At 60.2% G+C, this 19838-nt stretch carries 20 protein-coding genes and 1 pseudogene; 13 read left to right on the forward strand and 8 right to left on the reverse strand.

Annotated elements, in window-relative coordinates; all coding sequences use genetic code 11:
* Positions 1–97 precede the first annotated feature (97 nt).
* Positions 98–1690: a glutamine-hydrolyzing GMP synthase gene (gene guaA, locus CQ050_RS09915; RefSeq protein ID WP_105556662.1), complete on the forward strand. Its 1593-nt coding sequence runs from the start codon at positions 98–100 to the stop codon at positions 1688–1690.
* A gap of 177 nt (positions 1691–1867) precedes the next feature.
* On the opposite strand, the gene CQ050_RS09920 is transcribed toward guaA, so the two are convergent.
* Positions 1868–2776: a LysR family transcriptional regulator gene (locus CQ050_RS09920; RefSeq protein ID WP_233213928.1), complete on the reverse strand. Its 909-nt coding sequence runs from the start codon at positions 2774–2776 to the stop codon at positions 1868–1870.
* A 154-nt stretch (positions 2777–2930) separates the two neighbouring features.
* Between CQ050_RS09920 and CQ050_RS09925 the strand changes: the two genes are divergently transcribed.
* On the forward strand, positions 2931–3068 hold the full coding sequence (locus CQ050_RS09925) for a hypothetical protein (protein WP_199196779.1): 138 nt from the start codon (positions 2931–2933) through the stop codon (positions 3066–3068).
* 3 nt (positions 3069–3071) lie between these two features.
* Positions 3072–4265: an MFS transporter gene (locus tag CQ050_RS09930; RefSeq protein WP_105556664.1), complete on the forward strand. Its 1194-nt coding sequence runs from the start codon at positions 3072–3074 to the stop codon at positions 4263–4265.
* On the opposite strand, the gene CQ050_RS31245 is transcribed toward CQ050_RS09930, so the two are convergent.
* Complete coding sequence (locus tag CQ050_RS31245; protein ID WP_105556665.1) at positions 4241–4516, reverse strand: LysR substrate-binding domain-containing protein; 276 nt, start codon at positions 4514–4516, stop codon at positions 4241–4243. The genes CQ050_RS09930 and CQ050_RS31245 overlap by 25 nt on opposite strands.
* An 88-nt stretch (positions 4517–4604) precedes the next feature.
* Positions 4605–4865, reverse strand: a pseudogene (locus CQ050_RS31295) (LysR substrate-binding domain-containing protein); the annotation flags it as partial.
* Between CQ050_RS31295 and CQ050_RS30825 the strand changes: the two are divergent.
* Positions 4752–5033: a hypothetical protein gene (locus CQ050_RS30825; RefSeq protein ID WP_158266042.1), complete on the forward strand. Its 282-nt coding sequence runs from the start codon at positions 4752–4754 to the stop codon at positions 5031–5033. The pseudogene CQ050_RS31295 and the gene CQ050_RS30825 overlap by 114 nt on opposite strands.
* Before the next feature lie 27 nt (positions 5034–5060).
* On the opposite strand, the gene CQ050_RS09945 is transcribed toward CQ050_RS30825, so the two are convergent.
* A complete protein-coding gene (locus tag CQ050_RS09945; RefSeq protein ID WP_146121016.1) occupies positions 5061–7778 on the reverse strand; it encodes a winged helix-turn-helix domain-containing protein in 2718 nt (905 codons plus the stop codon).
* A 123-nt stretch (positions 7779–7901) separates the two neighbouring features.
* Here CQ050_RS09945 and CQ050_RS09950 point away from each other — a divergent pair, with 123 nt between their 5' ends.
* The gene (locus tag CQ050_RS09950; protein WP_105556667.1) at positions 7902–9140 is read left to right on the forward strand and encodes an MFS transporter; all 1239 of its coding nucleotides are present in this window, start codon (positions 7902–7904) and stop codon (positions 9138–9140) included.
* Between the two features lie 236 nt (positions 9141–9376).
* Here CQ050_RS09950 and CQ050_RS09955 read toward each other — a convergent pair whose 3' ends face one another.
* Positions 9377–9754 carry a MerR family transcriptional regulator gene (locus CQ050_RS09955; protein WP_105556668.1) on the reverse strand — a complete coding sequence of 126 codons (378 nt, stop codon included), beginning with the start codon at positions 9752–9754 and terminating at the stop codon, positions 9377–9379.
* An 84-nt stretch (positions 9755–9838) separates the two neighbouring features.
* Here CQ050_RS09955 and CQ050_RS09960 point away from each other — a divergent pair, with 84 nt between their 5' ends.
* The 5 genes from CQ050_RS09960 to CQ050_RS09980 all read left to right on the forward strand — a co-directional run bounded on the left by CQ050_RS09960 (position 9839) and on the right by CQ050_RS09980 (position 14321).
* On the forward strand, positions 9839–10747 hold the full coding sequence (locus CQ050_RS09960; protein ID WP_105556669.1) for an alpha/beta fold hydrolase: 909 nt from the start codon (positions 9839–9841) through the stop codon (positions 10745–10747).
* Positions 10748–10879: 132 nt separating this feature from the next.
* Positions 10880–11869 carry a DMT family transporter gene (locus tag CQ050_RS09965; protein ID WP_105556670.1) on the forward strand — a complete coding sequence of 330 codons (990 nt, stop codon included), beginning with the start codon at positions 10880–10882 and terminating at the stop codon, positions 11867–11869.
* A complete protein-coding gene (locus CQ050_RS09970; RefSeq protein WP_105556671.1) occupies positions 11866–12582 on the forward strand; it encodes a glutathione S-transferase family protein in 717 nt (238 codons plus the stop codon). Before CQ050_RS09965 ends, CQ050_RS09970 begins: the two co-directional genes overlap by 4 nt.
* Position 12583: 1 nt before the next feature.
* Positions 12584–13210, forward strand: coding sequence for a TetR/AcrR family transcriptional regulator (locus tag CQ050_RS09975; RefSeq protein WP_105556672.1), 627 nt, complete (start codon positions 12584–12586; stop codon positions 13208–13210).
* Positions 13211–13337: 127 nt separating this feature from the next.
* Positions 13338–14321: a tripartite tricarboxylate transporter substrate binding protein gene (locus CQ050_RS09980; protein WP_105556673.1), complete on the forward strand. Its 984-nt coding sequence runs from the start codon at positions 13338–13340 to the stop codon at positions 14319–14321.
* A 68-nt stretch (positions 14322–14389) separates the two neighbouring features.
* Here the strand turns inward: CQ050_RS09980 and CQ050_RS09985 are convergent, their stop codons facing one another.
* From CQ050_RS09985 to msuE, 3 genes are all read right to left on the reverse strand, one after another.
* Entirely contained in the window at positions 14390–15418 is a 1029-nt protein-coding gene (locus CQ050_RS09985; protein WP_105556674.1) for a methionine synthase, read from the reverse strand.
* A 31-nt stretch (positions 15419–15449) separates the two neighbouring features.
* Complete coding sequence (locus tag CQ050_RS09990; protein WP_105556675.1) at positions 15450–16433, reverse strand: DUF1852 domain-containing protein; 984 nt, start codon at positions 16431–16433, stop codon at positions 15450–15452.
* 97 nt (positions 16434–16530) lie between these two features.
* Positions 16531–17112, reverse strand: a complete 582-nt coding sequence (gene msuE, locus CQ050_RS09995) for an FMN reductase (protein ID WP_105556676.1) — start codon at positions 17110–17112, stop codon at positions 16531–16533.
* Positions 17113–17259: 147 nt separating this feature from the next.
* Here msuE and CQ050_RS10000 point away from each other — a divergent pair, with 147 nt between their 5' ends.
* The 3 genes from CQ050_RS10000 to CQ050_RS10010 are packed head-to-tail and all read left to right on the forward strand — an operon-like array spanning position 17260 to position 19782.
* Positions 17260–18177 carry a LysR family transcriptional regulator gene (locus tag CQ050_RS10000; protein WP_105556677.1) on the forward strand — a complete coding sequence of 306 codons (918 nt, stop codon included), beginning with the start codon at positions 17260–17262 and terminating at the stop codon, positions 18175–18177.
* Entirely contained in the window at positions 18174–18599 is a 426-nt protein-coding gene (locus tag CQ050_RS10005) for a hypothetical protein (RefSeq protein ID WP_233213930.1), read from the forward strand. The genes CQ050_RS10000 and CQ050_RS10005 overlap by 4 nt, the downstream gene beginning before the upstream one ends.
* The gene (locus CQ050_RS10010) at positions 18583–19782 is read left to right on the forward strand and encodes a hypothetical protein (RefSeq protein WP_233213932.1); all 1200 of its coding nucleotides are present in this window, start codon (positions 18583–18585) and stop codon (positions 19780–19782) included. The genes CQ050_RS10005 and CQ050_RS10010 overlap by 17 nt, the downstream gene beginning before the upstream one ends.
* The last annotated feature ends 56 nt before the right edge of the window (positions 19783–19838 follow it).

Below are 19838 nucleotides of genomic sequence, written 5' to 3' on the forward strand. Positions count from 1 at the left end.
AGTACAGTCAACTACAATGTCATGCATCACGCACCGGCAGAATCGCATTAACAACAGCGGTTCTGCCGGTGCGGTTTTATTTAATCGGTAGAGCTCAATGCACCAGCGCATCCTCATTCTTGATTACGGCTCGCAAGTCACCCAACTGATTGCCCGCCGCGTCCGCGAAGCCGGCGTCTATTCCGAAGTGCACCCCGGCGACGTCGACGACGCCTTCGTGCGCGACCAAATGGCGCAAGGCCTGAAGGGCATCATCCTGTCCGGCAGCCACGCTTCGGCCTACGAAGAAGGCTCCATGCGCGTGCCGCACGCCGTGTTCGAGCTGGGCGTGCCCGTGCTGGGCATCTGCTACGGCATGCAGTCCATGGCGCAGCAACTGGGCGGCGTGGTCAGCTTCTCGGACCACCGCGAATTTGGCTACGCCGAAGTCCGCGCCCACGGCCACACCAAGCTGCTGGAAGGCCTGGCAGACTTCGACACGCCTGAAGGCCACGGCATGCTGAAGGTCTGGATGAGCCACGGCGACAAGGTCACCGAGCTGCCCCCGGGCTTCAAGCTGATGGCGTCCACGCCGTCGTGTCCCATCGCCGGCATGGCCGACGAAGACCGCCGCTTCTACGCCGTTCAGTTCCACCCCGAAGTCACGCACACCGTCCAAGGCAAGGCCATGCTTGCCCGCTTCGTGAACGAGATCTGCGAATGCCAGGGCGACTGGAACATGCCCGACTACGTCTCGGAAGCCGTTGCCCGCATCCGCGAGCAAGTCGGCACCGACGAAGTCATCCTGGGCCTGTCCGGCGGCGTGGATTCGTCCGTTGCTGCCGCGCTGATCCACAAGGCCATCGGCGACCAGCTCACCTGCGTCTTCGTCGACCACGGCCTGTTGCGCCTGGACGAAGGCAAGCAGGTCATGCAGACCTTCGCTGAAAACATGGGCGTGAAGATCATTCACGTCGATGCCACCGCGCAATTCATGGGCAAGCTGGCCGGCGTTGCCGACCCGGAAGCCAAGCGCAAGATCATCGGCCGCGAATTCGTCGAAGTGTTCCAGGAACAAGCCGGCAAGCAGCAAAGCGCCAAGTGGCTGGCCCAGGGCACGATCTATCCCGACGTCATCGAATCCGCCGGCGCCAAGACGGGCAAGGCCACGTCGATCAAGTCGCACCACAACGTGGGCGGCCTGCCGGACACGCTGAACCTGCAACTGCTGGAACCCCTGCGCGAACTGTTCAAGGACGAAGTCCGCGAACTGGGTGTTGCGTTGGGCCTGCCGCCGCAGATGGTGTATCGCCATCCGTTCCCCGGTCCGGGTCTGGGCGTGCGGATCCTGGGCGAAGTGAAGCATGAATATGCCGAACTGCTGCGCCGCGCCGACGCGATCTTCATCGAAGAACTGCGGAACACCAAGGATGAGGCCAGCGGCCTGACCTGGTACGAGCTGACGTCCCAAGCGTTCGCCGTGTTCCTGCCGGTGAAGTCGGTGGGCGTGATGGGCGATGGGCGGACGTATGAGTACGTTGTTGCCTTGCGTGCCGTCCAGACGTTTGACTTCATGACGGCCGACTGGGCGCCGCTGCCGCACCCGCTGCTGGCTCGCGTTTCTTCGCGGATTATTAATGAAGTGCGCGGGATTAACCGCGTGGTTTATGACGTCTCGAGCAAGCCGCCGGCGACGATTGAGTGGGAGTGATTTGACGTCCTTCGAGGACTATCGGTAAGAATCGAGGCCGGATTAAGACACTCTCGTTCACTATTGAGGTTTTTACCGTCTTTGACGGTAAAAATCTCGCCCAGCAGCTCTCTATCCCATCTCTCAACGAGCGCTATCGATTTATCGTCGCAGCGTACGCGGCTCAGTCAAGCCGCATCAACTGTCCCACGGCGCTTGCTGCCAGCGATCAAACAAAAAGTCGCTGAACGCCGTTAGCCGACGAGGCACGGGCTCTCGCCGCGCCCTCACAATGCTGATCTTCGAGGGCGTGGCTTCCCATTCCGGCAACACGCGCACCAGCCGGCCGTCGCGCAGTTCCTCGTGGATGTCCCAGGTCTCGCGCAGCGAGATACCCAACCCAGCCAGGCACCACGCATGCAGCACGTCACCGCTGTCGCTGCACAGCGTGCCGCTGACTGCAACAGGCTTCTCCCGGCGGCCTTTACGCAGCGGCCAGGTGCTTTGCAGCATGCCCGGATACGCGAACACCAGACAGTTGTGCCGCTCCAGTTCTTCCGGTTGCGCGGGTTGTTCGTGCGCTTTTAGGTAGGCCGGAGAGGCAGCCAGGATGCGCCGGTTGTCGGCCACGCGCCGCGCCACCAGCCGCGAATCCGCCAACTCGCCCATGCGGATCGCCAGGTCGAGGTCGCCGCTATACAGATCCTGCACCTGATCGGACAGGCGCAGGTCGAAGCCGACGCGGGGATGCAGGCGGCAGAAATCGTGGATCGCCGGGGCGACGAACTTGCGCCCGAACGGCGTGGGCGCGGTCAGGCGGATGGTGCCGCTCAGTTCCTGGCTTGCCCCGGTCGCCAGTTCCTGCACTTCTTCCAACACCGACAGGGCAACCCGTGCGCGCTCGGCGATGGCGCGGCCTTCGCCGGTGATTCGCAAGTTACGGGTGTTGCGCTCGAACAGCGTGGTGCCCAACGCCTGTTCCAGCCGGGCGATCTGCTTGCTGACCGTCTTAGGCGCGAGGTGCAGGTCGCGTGCGGCGGCGGAAAAGCTCTGGCGCTCCACCACGTGCACGAACACCACCAGGTCATCTAGGTTGCGCAGGGCCATTTGGGTCATTCCGGGGAAAGTGTTTGTCTATTTTGGTCATTTAAAGGATATACCGGATTCACCAAAATGAGGTTTCTTACTTCGCATGCCGCAACGCGCGCGCCTCCGCCGGAGGCGCTCGGCGGTGTGCTTGACTCGCTTGCAGGAGCCTCCGATGACCCATCGCATCCTTTTCGTCCTGACCCGCCACGATCGCAAGGGACCGGCCGGCGCCGCCGACGCCGCGCTCAGTGGTTCCTATCTGTCCGAGGTCACGCATCCGCATCGGGTGTTGGCCGAAAAGCGAGTCTGAACCATGAGTCCACGTATGCCGTTCGTCATCTACGTCTTCGCGCTTTGCGCGTTCGCCCTGGGCTTTACCGAGTTCGTCACCATCGGCCTGGTGTCTACTATTTCCGCTGATCTGCATGCCAGCGTTAGCCAGGTCGGCACGGCGGTTACGGCCTATGCGCTGGGTGCGGTGATTGGTGCGCCGGGCCTGACTGCGCTGGCGACCCGCTGGCCGCGCAAACGGCTGCTGCTGGTGGCGATGGGGCTGTTCACGCTGGGCAATGCGGTGGTCAGCTTGTCGGATGCACTGACGCCCATGCTAATTGCCCGCTTTGCTTCGGGCCTGGGGCATGGGGTGTTTCTCGCCGTGGCATCCAGCGTGGCAACCCAACTGGCGGGGCGGCATCGTGCCGGTGCAGCGGTGGCGGTGGTGTTCGGCGGCCTGACGCTGGCCCTGGCGCTGGGGGTGCCACTTGGCACCTACCTGGGCAGCGTGTTGAGCTGGCAGGTGATCTTCATGGCAGTAGCCGCGAGCGGCCTGATTGGCTTTCTGGGTCTGCTGGCCCTGATGCCGACGGATCGGAACGACGCCTCAGCGCAGGCCAACGCGATGGATGGCCTGATAGCGATGTTCAATCCGCGCCTGCTGGCCGGGGCCGGCATCACCGTGTTGGCGTATGCGGGGTCGTTCGCGCTCTACACCTACATTTCGCCGATTCTGCGGCAGGTGACGAACGTCAGCGAGAGCACGGCCAGCCTGCTGATGCTGGGCTACGGCGTGATGGCCGCCATCGGCAACATCTGGGGTGGACGCCTGACCGACCGCAAGGGCGCGGACTTCGCCGTGATGACCGTGCTGGTCGGCCTGGCTGTCGTGCTGTTGGCGATCTGGGCATCGGCGCCATCGCTGCCATTGATGGTGTTGTGGACGGGCCTGTTGGGTGCGCTGACCTATGCGGCGGTGCCTGCCTTGCAGGCGCGGGTGATCGGGCTGTCGCACATCCACGCGCCGCAGGCACCGGCAGTGGCGGCTGGGCTGAATATCGCCGGCTTCAATGGCGGCATCGCGCTGGGGGCGCTGCTGGGGGGTGTCAGCCTGGAAGCGATGGGGCTGACCAGTACAGCCTGGGTCGGTGCGGTGGCCGTGGGGTTGGGGATTGTCTGGATGCTCTGGCAGATGCGAGAGAACCGTGCTCAACGCACCGAAGTGCCTGGATGAGGGTATAGCGATGGAGTTTCGTCAACCACGAAAGCGCCGATCCGGGGCGGCACAGGGTCGCGCTGGACGTGCACTGCCTGGATGGGCGTCGCAGGTTCCGCCCATTCGGGCATGACGCGCACCAGGGCACCGCTGCGCAGTTCCTCGGCGGCATGCCAGGTCTCGCGTAGCGAGAGCCCCATGCCGGCAACGCTCCAGGCACGCAGGGCATCGCCGTTGTCGCTGCGCAGGTCGCCCATGATTTCCACCATCTCGGTTTTGCCGCCGCGGACGCTGTGCTTGTCGCAAGCCTGAATAGGCAAACAGCAGGCATGGGGGCCGATGCAACTTGCGGGGATGCGAACGAGCGCCCATGTCTCGCGGATAGGCCGGCGCCGCTACAAGAATGCGTCGACTGTCGGCTAGCTTGCGGCTGACCAGCCGGGAGTCGGCGAGCTGGCCGACGCGCACGGCCAGGTCAATATCGCCGCCGTACAGATCGACCACATGGTCGCTCAACTGCAAATCGAAGCCCGACTGGGGATGGCGCTCGCGAAAGGCAGTGATGACCGGTGCCAGATAACGGACTCCCAGCGGCACCGGCGCCGTCATGCGCAGCATGCCCGTCAGCGTCTGTGCACCTTGCCGGGCCACGTCGGCGGCCTCGTCCAGCAAGGCCAACGCCGGGCGGGCACGCTCAGCGACGGCGCGGCCTTCGTCAGTGATGCGCAGGTGCCGCGTGTTGCGCTCGACGCGGGGAGTTCGGACGGCTGCGCTGGTCGTCGGTAGAGTGATTTGACCCTTGTCCGATTTTCTTCAGTCGGCCGTTAGTCTGAGTTCCCATGCTTTGGCCCCCTGAGTGCGTGCCAGCGTCAACGCCTGCTGCAAAATCTCTGATTTCGATGCGCGTCCAGACGACTTATTCGATAGCGTCCGGGACTTGATCCTCATGAGCTCGGGGGCGTTCCAAAGCTGCCCTCTGGCGGCGCCACCTGTCAGGTAGGCATTGATGAGTTTGGCTGCTTCTCGGGTACGCCCCTGTTCGACCATCGCGTTTGCAAAGTCAGATAAAAAAACGGAATAAGTTGGGTCGAATCCGTGCGTTTGAAGCGTCTCGATTGCTGATTGAAGATCCAGGAAAGAGACAGCATTGGGTTCTTGGAACACTTGCGCCCAAAGCGAAAAGGCCGATCCATAGAGTCCCCAAAACTCCAGGCCGTGATTTCCTGCCACTTGATTGAGCTGCTGCGATACGCGCGCGACTTCTTCGACGTCTCCTGAAAGTGCCGCCACAGTACAGCTTCCCTCCGCAAGGGCACAGCATAAGGTGCAGGCGTGATCCAGCGCCATAGCCTCATCAATCGCTACTCGGGCGGCCCGTCGAGCTTTAGTCGCGTTCCCCATTAACCACAGAATGCGAGAAAGAAAGGCCCAGCCAGCCACACGCTGGTCCAATCCGAATCTGAAATGGGATCCATGACGTTCGTCGCGCGCATAACTGTCGAGCATGGATTCAATTTCAATCAAAGCTTCAGTGTGATTGCCCAAAAAATGATGAGATGTCCCGATCAGGCGACGTGCTGTCAGAAGTGCAGCTTGGTCGCGATGCCTCAGGGCTAAATCCGCCATGCTTTTCCCGTGCCGGAGGGCTTGTGCGTAGCGTCCGCTACGGAGATGAAAGAGCCATAGGCCATATTCAGCTTGGAGCTGTGTTTCCTTATCATCCAGTCTCAGGGCGAGATCGCCGGCCCTTGTCCAAGCCTGCCCGTTGGCCGGAATCGGTCCACGTGACCAGGTTAACGAAGTGGCCAGTGCAGCCTGAATCATCATCTCCTGCTGCTCCTCAATGGCAGGAGCTTTTGTTTCTTCCAGTACGTCCGTAATCCTCTCGCGACACTCGTCATGGAGTGATAGTTGTATCCAGAACGGGGCTGAGTTGGCCAGGATGCGCAGCCCTAGGGTGCGGTGCTGATTATCTAAGAATGCCCAGGCAAGAGCAGACCTGATGTCATCGATGTGGTGTTCGTATTGTCTCCTCCATTGTGTCGTGGGCAGAGACATCCAATCCCGTTGGGCTTGAGAAACTAATTCTTCAACAAAGCGTGCATGCTTCTCAGCCATGGCCGGCGCGCGGTCTGCAAGCTGCTCCAAGGCGTACGCCCGTAGCATGGTCAGATAGCGATAGCGAGTCGGCTGGGTTCCGGCCTGCAGCGTGATCAGCGATTTTTCGACGAGGCCGTAAAGAACATCGACCAGTCTGGAAGAGCCTTCCGGCTGGGCGCCTACGATCCGTTCTGCGGTGGTAATAGTGAAATCGCCAGGGAAAATGGCCAGTTCCTGGAACACCGTTTGCTCTACGGAGTTAAGTAACTGGTAACTCCACTTCAAGGCATCACCCAGAGTCCGGTGGCGACCCGGGGTCTGGCGTTTCTGAGCGGCAAGCAATCCGGATGAAAGGGCTAAATCGTCGGTGACCGCTGCGAGACCGAGCGATGGCACGCGAGCTGCGGCGATTTCCAATGCCAGTGGAACCCCATCGAGCGCCCTGCATAACGTCGTGACCTGCTCTACGTTCTTTTCCGTAAGCTCGAAATGATAGTCTGCGGAAGTTACACGGCGTACAAACAGTTCAACAGCACTGTAGTTTTGTGCGTTTGCTGCGTTGATGGTGTGCGGGGGGACGGTGAGAGGACTGAGCCGGTAGACCTGCTCACCGTCCAACCCCAATGGGGTCTGGCTGGTGAGTAGCACGGTCAGTCGAGAATCGGATTCCAGAAGCCGCTCGAGGGCTGCTGCACAGGCTGACGTAACGTGTTCACAGTTATCAACGACCAGTAATGCTCTTCTCGGGTGAGAGGCTAACTGTGTACCTGTTCCAGCAAGTCCCACCAACGCGCTCGAAATGGCTGGTGATACTGATGCAGCGCTGTCCAGTTGCGACAAGTCGGCGAAGTAAACCCCATCGGGAAAACAAGGGCTGGATTCTGATGCGGCCTCTATCGCCAAACGGGTCTTACCTATGCCGGCAGGGCCGGTGAGCGTACATAGGGTTTGGGTAGCCAACAGTCGGTTTAATTCAAGCAGTTCCTCAGCACGACCGATCAAAGGGGACCGCGGGCGCGGCAGACCGACCCGTGCATGATGTGCTCCTATGGACGACGTTACCGCCCGATGAGACTGCACTGAACCTGTAAATCGATAACCCCGGCCAAATTCCGTTGCAATAAGATCCCGATCGTCCCCAAGTATTTTTCGCAATGACGAGATCTGCGCCTGCAAACTGTTTTCTTCGACGACTTCTTTCGACCATATTCGGGAAAGAAGCGCATCTTTGGACACCACCTGGCCCGCTGTACCTACAAGTTGGACTAGCACCTCAAGCGCACGCTCACCCAACTCTAGTCGTAAACCATCTCTCAACAAGAGTCGCAGACGCGGGAACAGTTGGTAGCGGCCGAAAGCAACCATATCGTCGTCGCGCGAATCAGGGCTCTTCGACGGCCTTTCATGGCGAGTCTTTGTACCGGTAGGCATTTTCGTCACATGGCAGATCGCGAGAGTCGATCTGAATTTCAGACGTCTGAAATTGTAGACCAAAGACTTCGCCCGTGCGCTACGTCACGATGGCTGTCCCTGTACTTCCTTGTGAGACTGTCCATGTCCCAGACAACGGCAGATAGCGAATCTCGGGCGGGCTCTGCCGACCTTGAAGAGCCTGCATTGGCACCTCGGCTTGACACTTCCCTGCTGATGATGATGGCGGTAGCCTGCGGCGTCTTCGTCGCAAATGTTTACTACAACCAGCCAATTCTGGAGCTGTTACATCAGGCATTCCCGCAAGCGACTAGCCTGGTTAATTTGGCCCCAACGGCTACGCAACTGGGGTTCGCCTGCGGTCTGTTTTTTCTGATCCCGCTGGGCGACCGGATTGATCGGAGAAAATTGATTCTTGGGCAAGCGGCAGCTTTAATCGTGGCATTGGTATGCCTAGCTGCTGCCCCGAATGCCTGGATGCTTGTGATCGCTTCAGCCGTTGTAGGTATTTCAGCGTCAGTTGCCCAGCAAATCGTACCGTTCGCAGCAGAACTCGCCGCCCCTAGTCGCCGTGGCCAAGTCGTCGGCATAGTGATGAGCGGCGTGCTTTGCGGTCTTCTGCTGGGTAGGGCTGTCGGCGGGTTTACTGGCGATCATTGGGGCTGGCGTGCCACGTTTTGGCTAGGGGCCTTGATGACCGCTATTGCCTGGTTAATGTTGCTAGTCAAGCTTCCACACAGCAAGCCCCAGACAAACCACAGCTACTTTGGCCTTATGAAGTCACTCATCGTGCTGTGGCGGGAAGAACCGCTTTTACGCCGCGCGACGTGTATTCAGGCGGCGCTGTTCGGTTCCTTTATCGGTCTATGGACAATTCTGGCATTGCATCTGCATGAGGCATTCGGCTTGGGCGCTGATGTGGCGGGCCTCATGGGGGTTGTTGGTGCGGTCGGCATTTTGATTGCCCCACTCGCTGGCCGCGTAGCCGATCATCGTGGACCCCGTGTCGTTATCGGGGTTGGTTGCCTAATTATGCTGCTGTCATACCCAGTTCTTGGCCTCTGGGGCAGCCTTGTTGGCCTGATTGTCGGCATCATCCTGTTGGACCTTGGTGAACAGTTAGCTCTCATCTCCAACCAACATGTGGTTTACGCACTTCGACCAGAGGCTAGAAGTCGGCTCAACACACTGTTCATGAGCGGCATGTTCTTAGGTGGCGCAGCAGGTTCATGGGGGGCAAGCGTTAGTTGGCGCCTGGGTGGATGGCATACCGCGTGCCTATTCGGCGGCTTATTGGTGTTGCTCGCGTTTGTTCTTCACTTCACAGGGAGACTGGCGGCTTATGCAAATGCCAAGAGTTGAAACGTTGGCAGCGGTGACAAGGCTTGTGTGGAAAAAAGCGCCGTTAACGCTCGGCGGCTTGATGCCGTACAGAGCGATAGATGGTGACCTGGGAGCCTCCTCGTCCCTGCGGGGTTAACGTCACATCCACTGGTTGGCTTACTGCCGATATGCGCCGATCGCTGTCCTTGCTTATTGGCCCAGGCGAGAACTAGCAGAATCAAGTAGGCGCATGACTCCGCAAAATTCGCGGCGGTTCATTGCTCCCCACCTTCAATCAACATCGACCTTAATCGCTGACGTTGTCTCTCCAGCGCCGCTATCTGTTTCTCCAATATCGCCAGCCGCTTGCGCTTCGCATCCGTGATATCCGCGCATGCCTTCGCCCCTTCGATCAGCAACATGCAATCCGGAAAGCTGCGAATTTCTTCCAAGCTGAAGCCGGTGGCGATCAAACGCTGGATCTGTTTAACCTGCGTGACGGCCACCGCCTCGAATGCGCGGTATCCATTCTGGGCACGCGTCGACGCAAGTAAACCGTGCTGATCGTAGTGACGAATCGCGCGTACGCTGACGCCGGTTGCTTGCGCCAAGGCACCGATCTTCAGCAGGGTGGTGGACTCGGTCTGGTTCATGAGCCGAACCTTATCACCGGCGCTTGACTGTGACACTAATGTCAGGCTTTAGCCTGGGCTCTTTCCCTTTGAAGGAGCTTCAACATGTTGTCTTTCAATCTCTTTACCCAATGGCGCAAGGGTTTTGCCGCAGTGGTCTTGATGGCTGCATCCGCGCTGGCGCAGGCCGGCGTGGAACCGTACACCGTGACGGCGCCTGATGGGGTGCGCATCGCGGTACAAGAGGCCGGCGACCCGAACGGCCAGCCCATCATTTTCATTCATGGACTGCTGGGCAGCCATCTCAGTTGGGACAAGCAGGTCAACAGCCGGGAGTTGCAGCGCTATCGGCTGATTACGTTCGATATGCGCGGGCATGGCTTGTCCGGTCAGCCTGAGCGTGCCGATGCCTACCGTGATGGGCGACGTTGGGCGGATGACCTGGCAGCGGTGATCGCCGGCTCGGGAGCCCGCCAGCCTGTCCTGGTGGGGTGGTCGCTGGGCGCCGCCGTGACCACGAATTACTTGGCTGCCTATGGTGACGGGCAAATCGCCGGGGCGGTATACGTTGGAGGCGTTATCGAGCTGACACCGGAGCAAATCGTGTCGCATCCAGAGGTGTACCGAGGAATGGCATCGCCGGATCTCAAGACGCATCTCGATGCCGAGCGTGAATTTGTGGCGCTGTGCTTTGCCAACCCGCCTGACGCACTGACGTTCCAGCGTTTGCTGGCGAATGCGGCCATGGCCTCACAGAACATGCAGAACGCCGTGCATGGCATGTCGTTGGATGCGCCCAAGGGCTTGGGAGCCATGCACAAGCCGCTGTTGCTGATCTATGGCGCGGGTGACGCCTTGGTTCAAGCCCAACCGTCCTTCAACCGCGCCAAGGCTCTGAACGCCGGCGCCATCGGCAGGTTCTACCCAAAGGCGGGGCACTCGCCCTTTCTGGAGGAGACGCAGCGCTTCAATCGCGATCTGTCCGCCTTTGTGGATGCGGCGACACCGCGTTAGCCCTTCATCGGCGGACTAGAAAAATCAACGCTGGCATGTTTTATAGCAGTCGATATAAAATCCCCTGACATTGCACGGCGTCTGCAACGCAAGTGCCTCCGTCAACCAGCTTGCTCCAGGGGTGGTCACCGTATGACGCGATTTGCCGACCCCAGCCAGGACGCCGCCATCGGACCCGCTCCCGTATCCCAACTCCGACCACCGTCTCGCCAAACCCTTCGCGGGCTTGGCTGGGCGGCTCTTAGCGTATTGATCTTCGCCGGTTGGTTCGTGGTGACGCGCTTTAGCGTGACGCGGGAACTGCGCTTGTGGGATGTCACCGCGTTGCGGTTTGGCATCGGGGCCGTCATTCTCTTTCCAGTGCTGCTGCGTGGCGCAAGGCGCATTTCCGCCACGCAGTGGGCAGAAGGGCTGCTATACGCCTGCCTGTGGGGCATGCCCTTCGTCCTGGCGGTCGCACTGGGCCTGCAGCTCACGTCCGCCGGCCGGGCAGCGGCGGTTGCGCCGACGCTCATGCCCGTCTTCGTCGGGCTATTTGCCTGGGTCTTCCTGAAAGAACGGCCGGGCAGGGGGCGGTGGCTCGGCTATCTGGCCATCGTCATCGGGTTGGTGTGCATGGTTGCTGGCGGAGCTTCGGCCCATGGCGTCGCGAATCCGGTGGGGTTGCTGGCGCTGGTCACTGCCGCCGCAATGTGGGCCGTGTATACGCTGCTGTTTCGGCGCAGTGCATTGACGCCGGTGCTGGCGGCGGCGCTGATCTGCTTCTGGTCGGCCGTGCTGTTCCTGCCGGTCTACCTGTTTGCCGGACTTAGCCGTCTTGCCTTGGCATCGCCCGGCGAAATTGGTTTGCAGGCTTTCTATCAGGGCGTCTTGATGAGCGGCGTGGCTATCGTGTCCTTCAACAGATCCGTCGCGCTGCTGGGGCCATCCGCCGCGACGGCCATCATTGCCTTGATACCGGCGGTTGCCGCGCTTGCCGCCATTCCCGTTCTGGGTGAGTTGCCGTCGTGGGAAGAGGGCGTTGCGCTTCTTGCCGTCGTCGGCGGCGTGCTTATGGCAGCCCGTCCCAAGCGCCAGGTAGCAGTCCCATCGACCACCACGACAGCGAGACAACAGCCATGATCCGTTTCTACTTTCATCCGACGCCTAACCCTGCCAAGATCGCGCTCTTTCTGGAAGAGACCGGGTTGGCATACGAAGCCGTGCCCGTCGACACCAGCAAAGGCGAGCAGCACGCACCGGCGTTTCGGGCCATCAATCCGAATGGCAAAGTGCCGGCCATCGTTGATACCGACGGCCCTGGCGGCAAGGAAGCGCGCGTCTTTGACTCGACCGCCATCCTGATCTATCTGGCCGACAAGACCGGCCAGCTTGCGGGCACGCCCGAGGATCGGCCCGAATTGTTGTCGTGGCTGCTGTTCATTGCCTCGGGGCTGGGGCCGTTCTCTGGCCAGGCGGTGCACTTTCAGTTTGCCGCACCCCCTGGCCTGGACTACGCCGTTAACCGTTATCGCCGGGAGGCCGAGCGGCACTATCAGGTGCTGGACCAGCATCTGGCGGGACGCGAGTTCATCGTCGGCAACAGCTTCACGATTGCGGATATTTCGGCGTGGGGCTGGCTTGACCGGGCCTCGCGCGTGCGCAAAGGTGCCGAAGATCCGCTGGCGCCGTTTTCGGAACTGAAACGCTGGTTTGCCAGCGTGGATGCACGCCCGGCCGTCGCACGCGCTCGGGCGCTTAGTAAAAGCCACCAGTGGAAAACGGTGAACGACGACGAGACCAAGCGCGCGTTGTTCCCGTCGAATTTTCCTCCTGCGTCGGCGCAGGAAAGTTGATATGGCGCGCCCGAAAGCGTTTGACGAAGCGGCGGCGCTCGACGCCGCCATCGAGTGCTTCTGGTCGCGCGGCTATGAAGCGACCTCGGTTCGCGATCTGGCTGCTGCGATGGGTATCGTGGGTCCCAGCCTGTACAACACGTTTGGAGACAAGCGCGCGTTGTACCAGCGGGCGCTTGCCCATTATGTCGAACGCGGCTTTTGTGAACGGGTCAGGCGCTTCGAGTCCCAGTTGGCGCCTCGGGCGGCTATCGGTGCATTCTTTGACGAGATCATCGAATTGTCGCTGGCGGACGAGCAGCGCAAGGGCTGCATGATCGTGAATTCGGCGCTGGAGCTGTCGCCGCACGATGCCGAGTTTCGCGAGGCGCTGGCGCTTGTGCTGCGGGATATGCAGGCCTTTTTCCTGCGTTGCGTGAAGGCGGGTCAAGAGGCAGGCACCATCAACGCCGGGCAGTCGGCGGAGGATCTTGCACGCATGCTGCTCGGCTTGCTGATGGGCCTGCGCGTACTGGCGCGGGCACGGCCAGAAGCGGAACTGCTGCGCGGCTTGGTGCGGCCCGCGCTGGCTTTGCTTGATGATGCCGGCGCCGGAAAACTAGGGTTATCCGGGATTCTTTATGCTTAAACTTTTGTGAAGAATAAGCGCCAGATGCAGGGCACCGCCGTGATGAGGCATCAAGGCGGTTCACCGGGGTGCGGCACCTGACGCACCGTACGCAGGATCGCGCGGTGGCGCCCCAAAGGAGAATCGCATGCTGCTGCGTAGACATTGCCTTGCCATGATGATGCTGGCGCTGGCTGGGTGGGCGACGGGCAGCCAAGCGCAAACGGCGCCTCAGGCCTGGCCCACCAAGCCGGTGCGCCTGGTCGTGGGGTTGGCCCCTGGCGGGCTGGTCGACGTGCTGACGCGCACGGTACAGCCGCATTTGGCCGAGGCCTTGAAGCAGACCGTTATCGTGGAGAATCGGGGCGGCGCGGGCGGCAACCTGGCGGGCGCCGAGGTCGTGCGCAACGGCGGAGACAACCATACCTTCTTGCTCAATCCGTCGACCACCGAATCGGTCAACCCGCTGATGTTCGCCAGCATGCCATTCGATCCGCAGCGGGATCTGCGGCCGGTCGCCTTGTTGGCCAACAGCCAGTTGTTCCTGTTTGTCCGGTCCTCGCTGGGCGTCGATACGCTTGAAGCGTTCGTCGAATACGCCCGCAAACAGCCGAATCCGCTCAACTACGGGTCGGCGGGCAACGGCACGACGCCGCATCTGGCTGGCGAGCTGCTCAAGCAGGCTACCGGCATGCAGGCCACCCACGCGCCATATCGCGGCGTGGCGCCGGCGATTCAAGACCTGGCCGCGGGCCAGATCGACTTTGCGTTTGGACCGGCCACGGTTTTTCCCATGGTGCAAGCGGGCAAGCTGAAGGTGCTGGCGGTGGCAAGCCGGCAACGGGCTGCCGTGGCGCCCGACATACGAACCTTTTCCGAGGCCGGCATTGACGGCGTTTTCGCGGACAGCCTGTTCGGCGTGTATGCCGCCGCCGGCACCCGCGATGATGTGGTCGATCGCATGAACGGCGAAATCAATAAGGTACTGGCACGGCCTGAGATCAAGGCGCGGTTCCTGGACGCCGGCGCCGAGGCGCTACCGCTGAGTGTGGCCGACTACACCGCGCGTGTGCAGGACGAGAAGAAATTGTTCGCCCCATTGATAAAGTCGTTGGGGCTGAAGGAACAGTAGAGAAATAAGGAGTCAGACTGCAATTTCGCCGATGCCAGCGCAAAAATGCAGTCTGACTCCATGGCGCATCAGCCCAACAGTTCCTTCCGAACAATCTCCGCGCCTTCGCTCAGCGCCAGCAACTTGCCGTGCGCAATGGCGCGCGACAACGGCGCCATGCCGCAGTTCGTGCACGGATACAGCTTGTCGGCATCCACGAACTTAAGCGCCTTCCGCAGCGTGTTGGCGACTTCTTCCGGCGTTTCAACCTTGTCGCTGGCTACGTCAATGGCGCCGACCATCACCTTCTTGCCGCGAACCAGTTCGAGCAGATCGATCGGCACGTGCGAGTTGTGGCATTCCAGCGAGATGATGTCGATACTGGATTGTTGCAGTTTGGGGAAAGATTCCTCGTACTGACGCCATTCCGAACCCAGGGTCTTCTTCCAGTCGGTATTGGCCTTGATGCCGTAGCCGTAGCAGATGTGCACGGCGGTTTCGCACTTCAGGCCTTCGATTGCGCGTTCCAGGGTGGCGATGCCCCAATCATTCACTTCGTCGAAGAAGACGTTGAAGGCCGGCTCATCGAACTGGATGATGTCCACGCCTGCGGCTTCCAGTTCGCGGGCTTCCTGGTTCAGGATCTTGGCGAATTCCCAGGCCAGCTTTTCGCGGCTCTTGTAGTGGGCGTCGTACAGCGTGTCAATCATCGTCATGGGACCCGGCAGCGCCCATTTGATGGGTTGCTTGGTCTGCTGACGCAGGAACTTTGCGTCTTCAACGAACACCGGCTTTTGGCGGCTGACGGCGCCCACCACCGTCGGCACGCTGGCGTCATAGCGATCACGGATTCGAACGGTTTCGCGCTTTTCGAAATCGACGCCGTCGAGATGCTCGATGAACGTCGTGACAAAGTGCTGACGGGTCTGCTCGCCGTCGCTGACGATATCAATGCCCGCGTGCTGTTGCTCTTGCAGCGCCAGGCGCAAGGCGTCTTGTTTGCCCTCGATCAGCGCTTCGTCTTGCAGTTTCCAAGGCGACCAGAGTTTTTCGGGCTGTGCCAGCCACGAAGGCTTGGGCAGGCTGCCGGCGGTGGAGGTGGGCAGTAGTTTTTTCATGATCAGGCGGTCTCGTGTGTTTTTTAAGTGATCAGTGCGCGTAGCTGGCGGCCCAGCTTTCCAGCACGTGCTTGTAGGGCTTGATGAAGTGCTCTTCCGTGAACTTTCCCTGCTTCACGGCGAGCTGGCTGCGCTCATCGCGGTCATAGACAATCTGCGTCAGCGAGTAGTCCTGATTATTCAGGCTCGGTTGATAGACCTTCCCCGCGGCGGAATTGGCGTTGTAGATCTCGGGACGGTAGATCTTCTGGAACGTTTCCATCGTGCTGATGATGCTGATCAGCTCAAGGTTCGTGTAGTGGCCAAGCAGGTCGCCCTGAAAGTAAAAGGCCAACGGCGCGGCGCTGCCCGGGGGCATGAAGTAACGGACCCGCAAGCCCATTTTTTCGAAGTACTGGTCCGTCGGCGAGAATTCGTTTTGCTGATATTCAACGCCCAGGATGGGGTGCTGATTTTCCGTGCGCAGGTATGTCTTGCTGCTTGAGGCGCTGATGCAGATGACAGGCGGCTTGCTGAACCGCTCTTTGTAAGCGCTGGAACCGACAAAGTGCTTGAACAGCTTGCCGTGCAAGTCGCCGAAATCGTCAGGCGAGCTGAAGGTGGCTTTGTTCTTGTTGTGCTCTTGCAAAAGCACGCTGAAGTCGTAGTCGCGCACGTACGAAGAGAAGTTATTCCCGACGATCCCTTCGATGCGTTCGTTGTTGTGGCGGTCAACGATATTGGTCTTCAAGATTTCAATCAGCGGAAACAGATCACTGCCACCGTTGGCGGCGATGTTCATTTCAACGGAGATGATTTCGAGTTCGACCGTGTAGCGATCCGCCTTGGGGTTGTCCCAATGCGCCAGATTATTGAAGCGCCTGTCGATCATCTTCAGCGTGTTGCGAAGATTCTCCTGGCGACTCGCGCCCCGCGCCAGATTGGCAAAGTTGGTGGTTATGCGAGTGCCGTCGGAGGGCTGATAATTTTCATTAAAAGGAATGCTCTTGATGTTGAATGTGAACGCGTTGCTCATGGGGTGTGCTGATTTTGGCGAAAGAAATGCGGAGTCCGGCTGCCGCTTGGCGACGGACGCTATCGCCGCTCCGGGCGGCGATTGAATTGGCTTTGCGTCAGGCTGCTACCGCTTCTTCTGCGGCGGCGGTGCTTGGATGGCGCATCAGTTCGATTAAGGGCAATGCCCGTTGGACCGCCAGTCTGGCCCTTTCGATCAGGGCCTCGTCGTGCAAGCGGTAGTCGGCAAAATCCTTGTCGGTCGCGTAGACGCCCAGCGGCAATGTGCGCGCCTGGAAGAAGCTGAACAGCGGCCGCAGTTGGTGATCGATCATCAGGGCATGGCGTTCGCTGCCGCCGGTGGCGGCCAACAAGACGGGCTTGTCAATCAAGGCGTCGTGATGGATAAAGTCGAAGAAGTGCTTGAACAGTCCCGTGTAGGAGCCCCGATAGACTGGGGTTGTCACCACCACGATGTCAGCTTGCTCAACGACGCCAAGTTCCCGCTCTACCGCGTCGGGCAATTGAGAGCGCCAGACCGCGCCAGCAAGTTGCGGGGCGAGCTGACCCAGTTCGACCAGGTGTTGTTCGCACGGGATGGCTTCGGCAATCAAGTCCAGCAGGTGCTCTGCCAGGGCCGCAGATTTGGAGGGGCGCTGCAGTCCTCCGGAAACGGCGACTAGACGGAGTGGACGTGTCATTTTTGTGCTTCACATGTATGGATCTACGCGCTGCCGCATCTGTTTTTTTGTGCAGTTGCAGCAACAAGCCGGGATCGCATACTAGGGTAGGGTGACGATGAAGTAAAATGGTTTTATTTCACAAATCCATGAGCGGAATTCATTTGAATGCTTGAACGCATCCACCTCAGCATCGTCCAGCAGGTCGAGAAGCAGGGGTCGTTGACGGCCGCCGCAGGCGTGCTGAATCTGACCCAGTCGGCCCTGAGCCACAGCATGAAGAAGCTGGAGCAGCAACTGGGCACCGACGTCTGGCTGCGCGAAGGCCGAAGCCTGCGCCTGACGCAGGCAGGCCAATACCTGCTGGCGGTGGCGAACCGCGTGCTGCCGCAACTGGATCTGGCCGAAGAGCGGCTGGGCCAGTTCGCGCAGGGCGAGCGCGGTGCGCTGCGTATCGGCATGGAATGCCACCCTTGCTATCAGTGGCTGCTTAAGGTGGTTTCACCTTATCTGACCGCATGGCCCGACGTGGACGTGGACGTCAAACAGAAATTCCAGTTCGGCGGGATCGGCGCGCTTTTCGGTTACGAGATCGACTTGCTGGTCACGCCCGACCCGCTGTTCAAGCCGGGGCTGAAGTTCGAGCCGGTGTTCGACTACGAGCAGGTGCTGGTTGTCGCCAAGGGCCATGCCCTGGCAGCGGCCGCGTACGTAAAGCCCCAGCAGTTGAACCAGGAGGTGCTCATCAGCTATCCCGTGGACATCGAGCGTTTGGACATCTACAACCAGTTCTTGTTGCCGGCCGGTGTTACGCCCAAGCGCCACAAAGCCATTGAAACCACCGACATCATGGTGCAGATGGTAGCCAGCGGACGCGGCGTGGCCGCTCTGCCGCGCTGGCTGGTCGAGGAATATGCGGCCAGGATGGACGTGGTGCCGGTGCGGCTGGGTGCGCGCGGCATCGCGAAGCAGATTTTTCTTGGGGCACGCGAGACAGACACCGCCATCGACTACGTGCGGGCCTTCATCGAACTGGCTCGCCATTCAGCTACCGCCACCGCCGTTGCACAAGACGCCAATGGATGAACCCCATCGTCGAACGCAACCCAGGCATGACGCCCTTGATCGTCACGCAGTTTGGATGCGATGCCGACATCGTGTTGGCTTGGTTGAAAACGCTGCGCGAGCGCGGCATTGAACATCTCGTACGCGTGGGTGTGCCGGGTCCGGCAGGTATCGCGGTGCTTGCTCGGGATGCCTCGTTGTGCGGCGTCAGCGCATGCGCGTCAATGTGGTCCAAGTACGGCATCTTGCTTGGCAAGCTGTTCGGCACGGCCGGCGCGGATATTTTTGTGGATCGCCTTGCCGCCGGACTGACGCCAGCACATGGAAAGGTAAGCCTGCATTTCTTTCCATTCGGAGGCGTCGCACAGTCCGTGAGATGGATCGCGCAGTATCGCGCTCGCGCCGAGCGTCCGCGCGACGAGACGATTGATCATTTGTATTGATGTACCATCGTCCAGCCACTTCCCAAAGAAAAAAGGAAAAAAACTGATGCGCTTAAAGGCTTTTGCTCTCTGCTTGATGACCGGATTTGCGACGTCTGCCGTCGCACAAGACAGCACCCAATCCTTGCAGCATGCCTTGAAGCAGATACCGCAGGCGGTGCTGAGCGGACCTGAAGCGATGCAGATATTCTTTGTGGACACGCAAGCCTGGCGAGGGCTTGAGAAAGCCGGCCCGTCAGCGGACGGCATGCGCAGATTGACCATGGGGCAATGGATCAGCCCGCTTCAATCGATGGGGTACGGGCTGGACCAATGGTCGGCGAACGCGAAAATCCCTTTTGATGAACTTTCGTATTTCGCCGCATTCGGCCCGCCGCCCGGCAATATCACCTATTGGGGTTTGAAGGATTCGAAATCCTTGGGAACGTTGGTTGATCATCTTAAGCAGGCCGATTTCTCGGCGGTTGATGGCGACGTTCCAGGCGTTCTCGCGAACGGCGAGGCCAATAAGATGGATATGAAAAAGGCCAATCCAAGAGACCCTTGGAGAGGCACGATGGGCAAGGCGAGCTTTGTTCTACCTTTGGATACCGCGTTGGTTCAAGCGGCGGCCCCCACGGGTATGCAACGACTGGCGAAACCGTCGCCGTCGGTTGCAGACAGTGAAGTCATTGGCGCGTCCGTCGCCGGGTTGAAGGACGCCGTTTCTTCTGGCCGTGGCCAAATTGTGCAAGCTGCGGTCATCTCACCTGTTTTGGGTCTTGAAGGCGTTGATCCGGCAAAGGTCCTACCCGCTAACCCCCAAGACATCGAAGCCGCGAAACGCAATCTCCAGGCGGCGGTTGAATCGAGCCGGCGCGGTATTCCTCCTTACTTCTCCGGCATCATCGCGGACGCCCAGATCAACAATCTGCCCGCTGTGGTCATTTCCCTGGCTTACGCAGATTGTGCCACCGCCAAGCAGGCCGTCGACGGCATCGACGCTGCGTGGAAAGAAAGCATGGCTGGCGCGGTGCAAGCCAAGGTTTCGGGGCGTACCGTCCAGGCCGGCAACTTGTGTGCCGCAGTTGTCAGCATGGTGTCGCCCAAGGCAGAGAACGCGGGTAACCCGATTCTGTCGCTGGTGATGGATCGCTATATGCAGCGCGATTTCAGGGTGCTGCAAATAGGTTCGCCGCGCTGAGCGGGGCAAAACCCCAGATTCCACACCGGCGGGGCCGGGAGGCTTGACTCCAATAT

Source organism: Achromobacter sp. MYb9 (genome assembly GCF_002975275.1).
Lineage (GTDB): Bacteria > Pseudomonadota > Gammaproteobacteria > Burkholderiales > Burkholderiaceae_B > Achromobacter.

Excerpts from the sequence above, each read along its gene's own strand:
- guaA (WP_105556662.1), top strand. The coding sequence starts at position 98 with ATGCACCAGCGCATCCTCATTCTTGATTACGGCTCGCAAGTCACCCAA.
- CQ050_RS09920 (WP_233213928.1), bottom strand. The coding sequence starts at position 2,776 with ATGGCCCTGCGCAACCTAGATGACCTGGTGGTGTTCGTGCACGTGGTG.
- CQ050_RS09925 (WP_199196779.1), top strand. The coding sequence starts at position 2,931 with ATGACCCATCGCATCCTTTTCGTCCTGACCCGCCACGATCGCAAGGGA.
- CQ050_RS09930 (WP_105556664.1), top strand. The coding sequence starts at position 3,072 with ATGAGTCCACGTATGCCGTTCGTCATCTACGTCTTCGCGCTTTGCGCG.
- CQ050_RS31245 (WP_105556665.1), bottom strand. The coding sequence starts at position 4,516 with ATGGTGGAAATCATGGGCGACCTGCGCAGCGACAACGGCGATGCCCTG.
- CQ050_RS30825 (WP_158266042.1), top strand. The coding sequence starts at position 4,752 with ATGGTCGCTCAACTGCAAATCGAAGCCCGACTGGGGATGGCGCTCGCG.
- CQ050_RS09945 (WP_146121016.1), bottom strand. The coding sequence starts at position 7,778 with ATGCCTACCGGTACAAAGACTCGCCATGAAAGGCCGTCGAAGAGCCCT.
- CQ050_RS09950 (WP_105556667.1), top strand. The coding sequence starts at position 7,902 with ATGTCCCAGACAACGGCAGATAGCGAATCTCGGGCGGGCTCTGCCGAC.
- CQ050_RS09955 (WP_105556668.1), bottom strand. The coding sequence starts at position 9,754 with ATGAACCAGACCGAGTCCACCACCCTGCTGAAGATCGGTGCCTTGGCG.
- CQ050_RS09960 (WP_105556669.1), top strand. The coding sequence starts at position 9,839 with ATGTTGTCTTTCAATCTCTTTACCCAATGGCGCAAGGGTTTTGCCGCA.
- CQ050_RS09965 (WP_105556670.1), top strand. The coding sequence starts at position 10,880 with ATGACGCGATTTGCCGACCCCAGCCAGGACGCCGCCATCGGACCCGCT.
- CQ050_RS09970 (WP_105556671.1), top strand. The coding sequence starts at position 11,866 with ATGATCCGTTTCTACTTTCATCCGACGCCTAACCCTGCCAAGATCGCG.
- CQ050_RS09975 (WP_105556672.1), top strand. The coding sequence starts at position 12,584 with ATGGCGCGCCCGAAAGCGTTTGACGAAGCGGCGGCGCTCGACGCCGCC.
- CQ050_RS09980 (WP_105556673.1), top strand. The coding sequence starts at position 13,338 with ATGCTGCTGCGTAGACATTGCCTTGCCATGATGATGCTGGCGCTGGCT.
- CQ050_RS09985 (WP_105556674.1), bottom strand. The coding sequence starts at position 15,418 with ATGAAAAAACTACTGCCCACCTCCACCGCCGGCAGCCTGCCCAAGCCT.
- CQ050_RS09990 (WP_105556675.1), bottom strand. The coding sequence starts at position 16,433 with ATGAGCAACGCGTTCACATTCAACATCAAGAGCATTCCTTTTAATGAA.
- msuE (WP_105556676.1), bottom strand. The coding sequence starts at position 17,112 with ATGACACGTCCACTCCGTCTAGTCGCCGTTTCCGGAGGACTGCAGCGC.
- CQ050_RS10000 (WP_105556677.1), top strand. The coding sequence starts at position 17,260 with ATGCTTGAACGCATCCACCTCAGCATCGTCCAGCAGGTCGAGAAGCAG.
- CQ050_RS10005 (WP_233213930.1), top strand. The coding sequence starts at position 18,174 with ATGAACCCCATCGTCGAACGCAACCCAGGCATGACGCCCTTGATCGTC.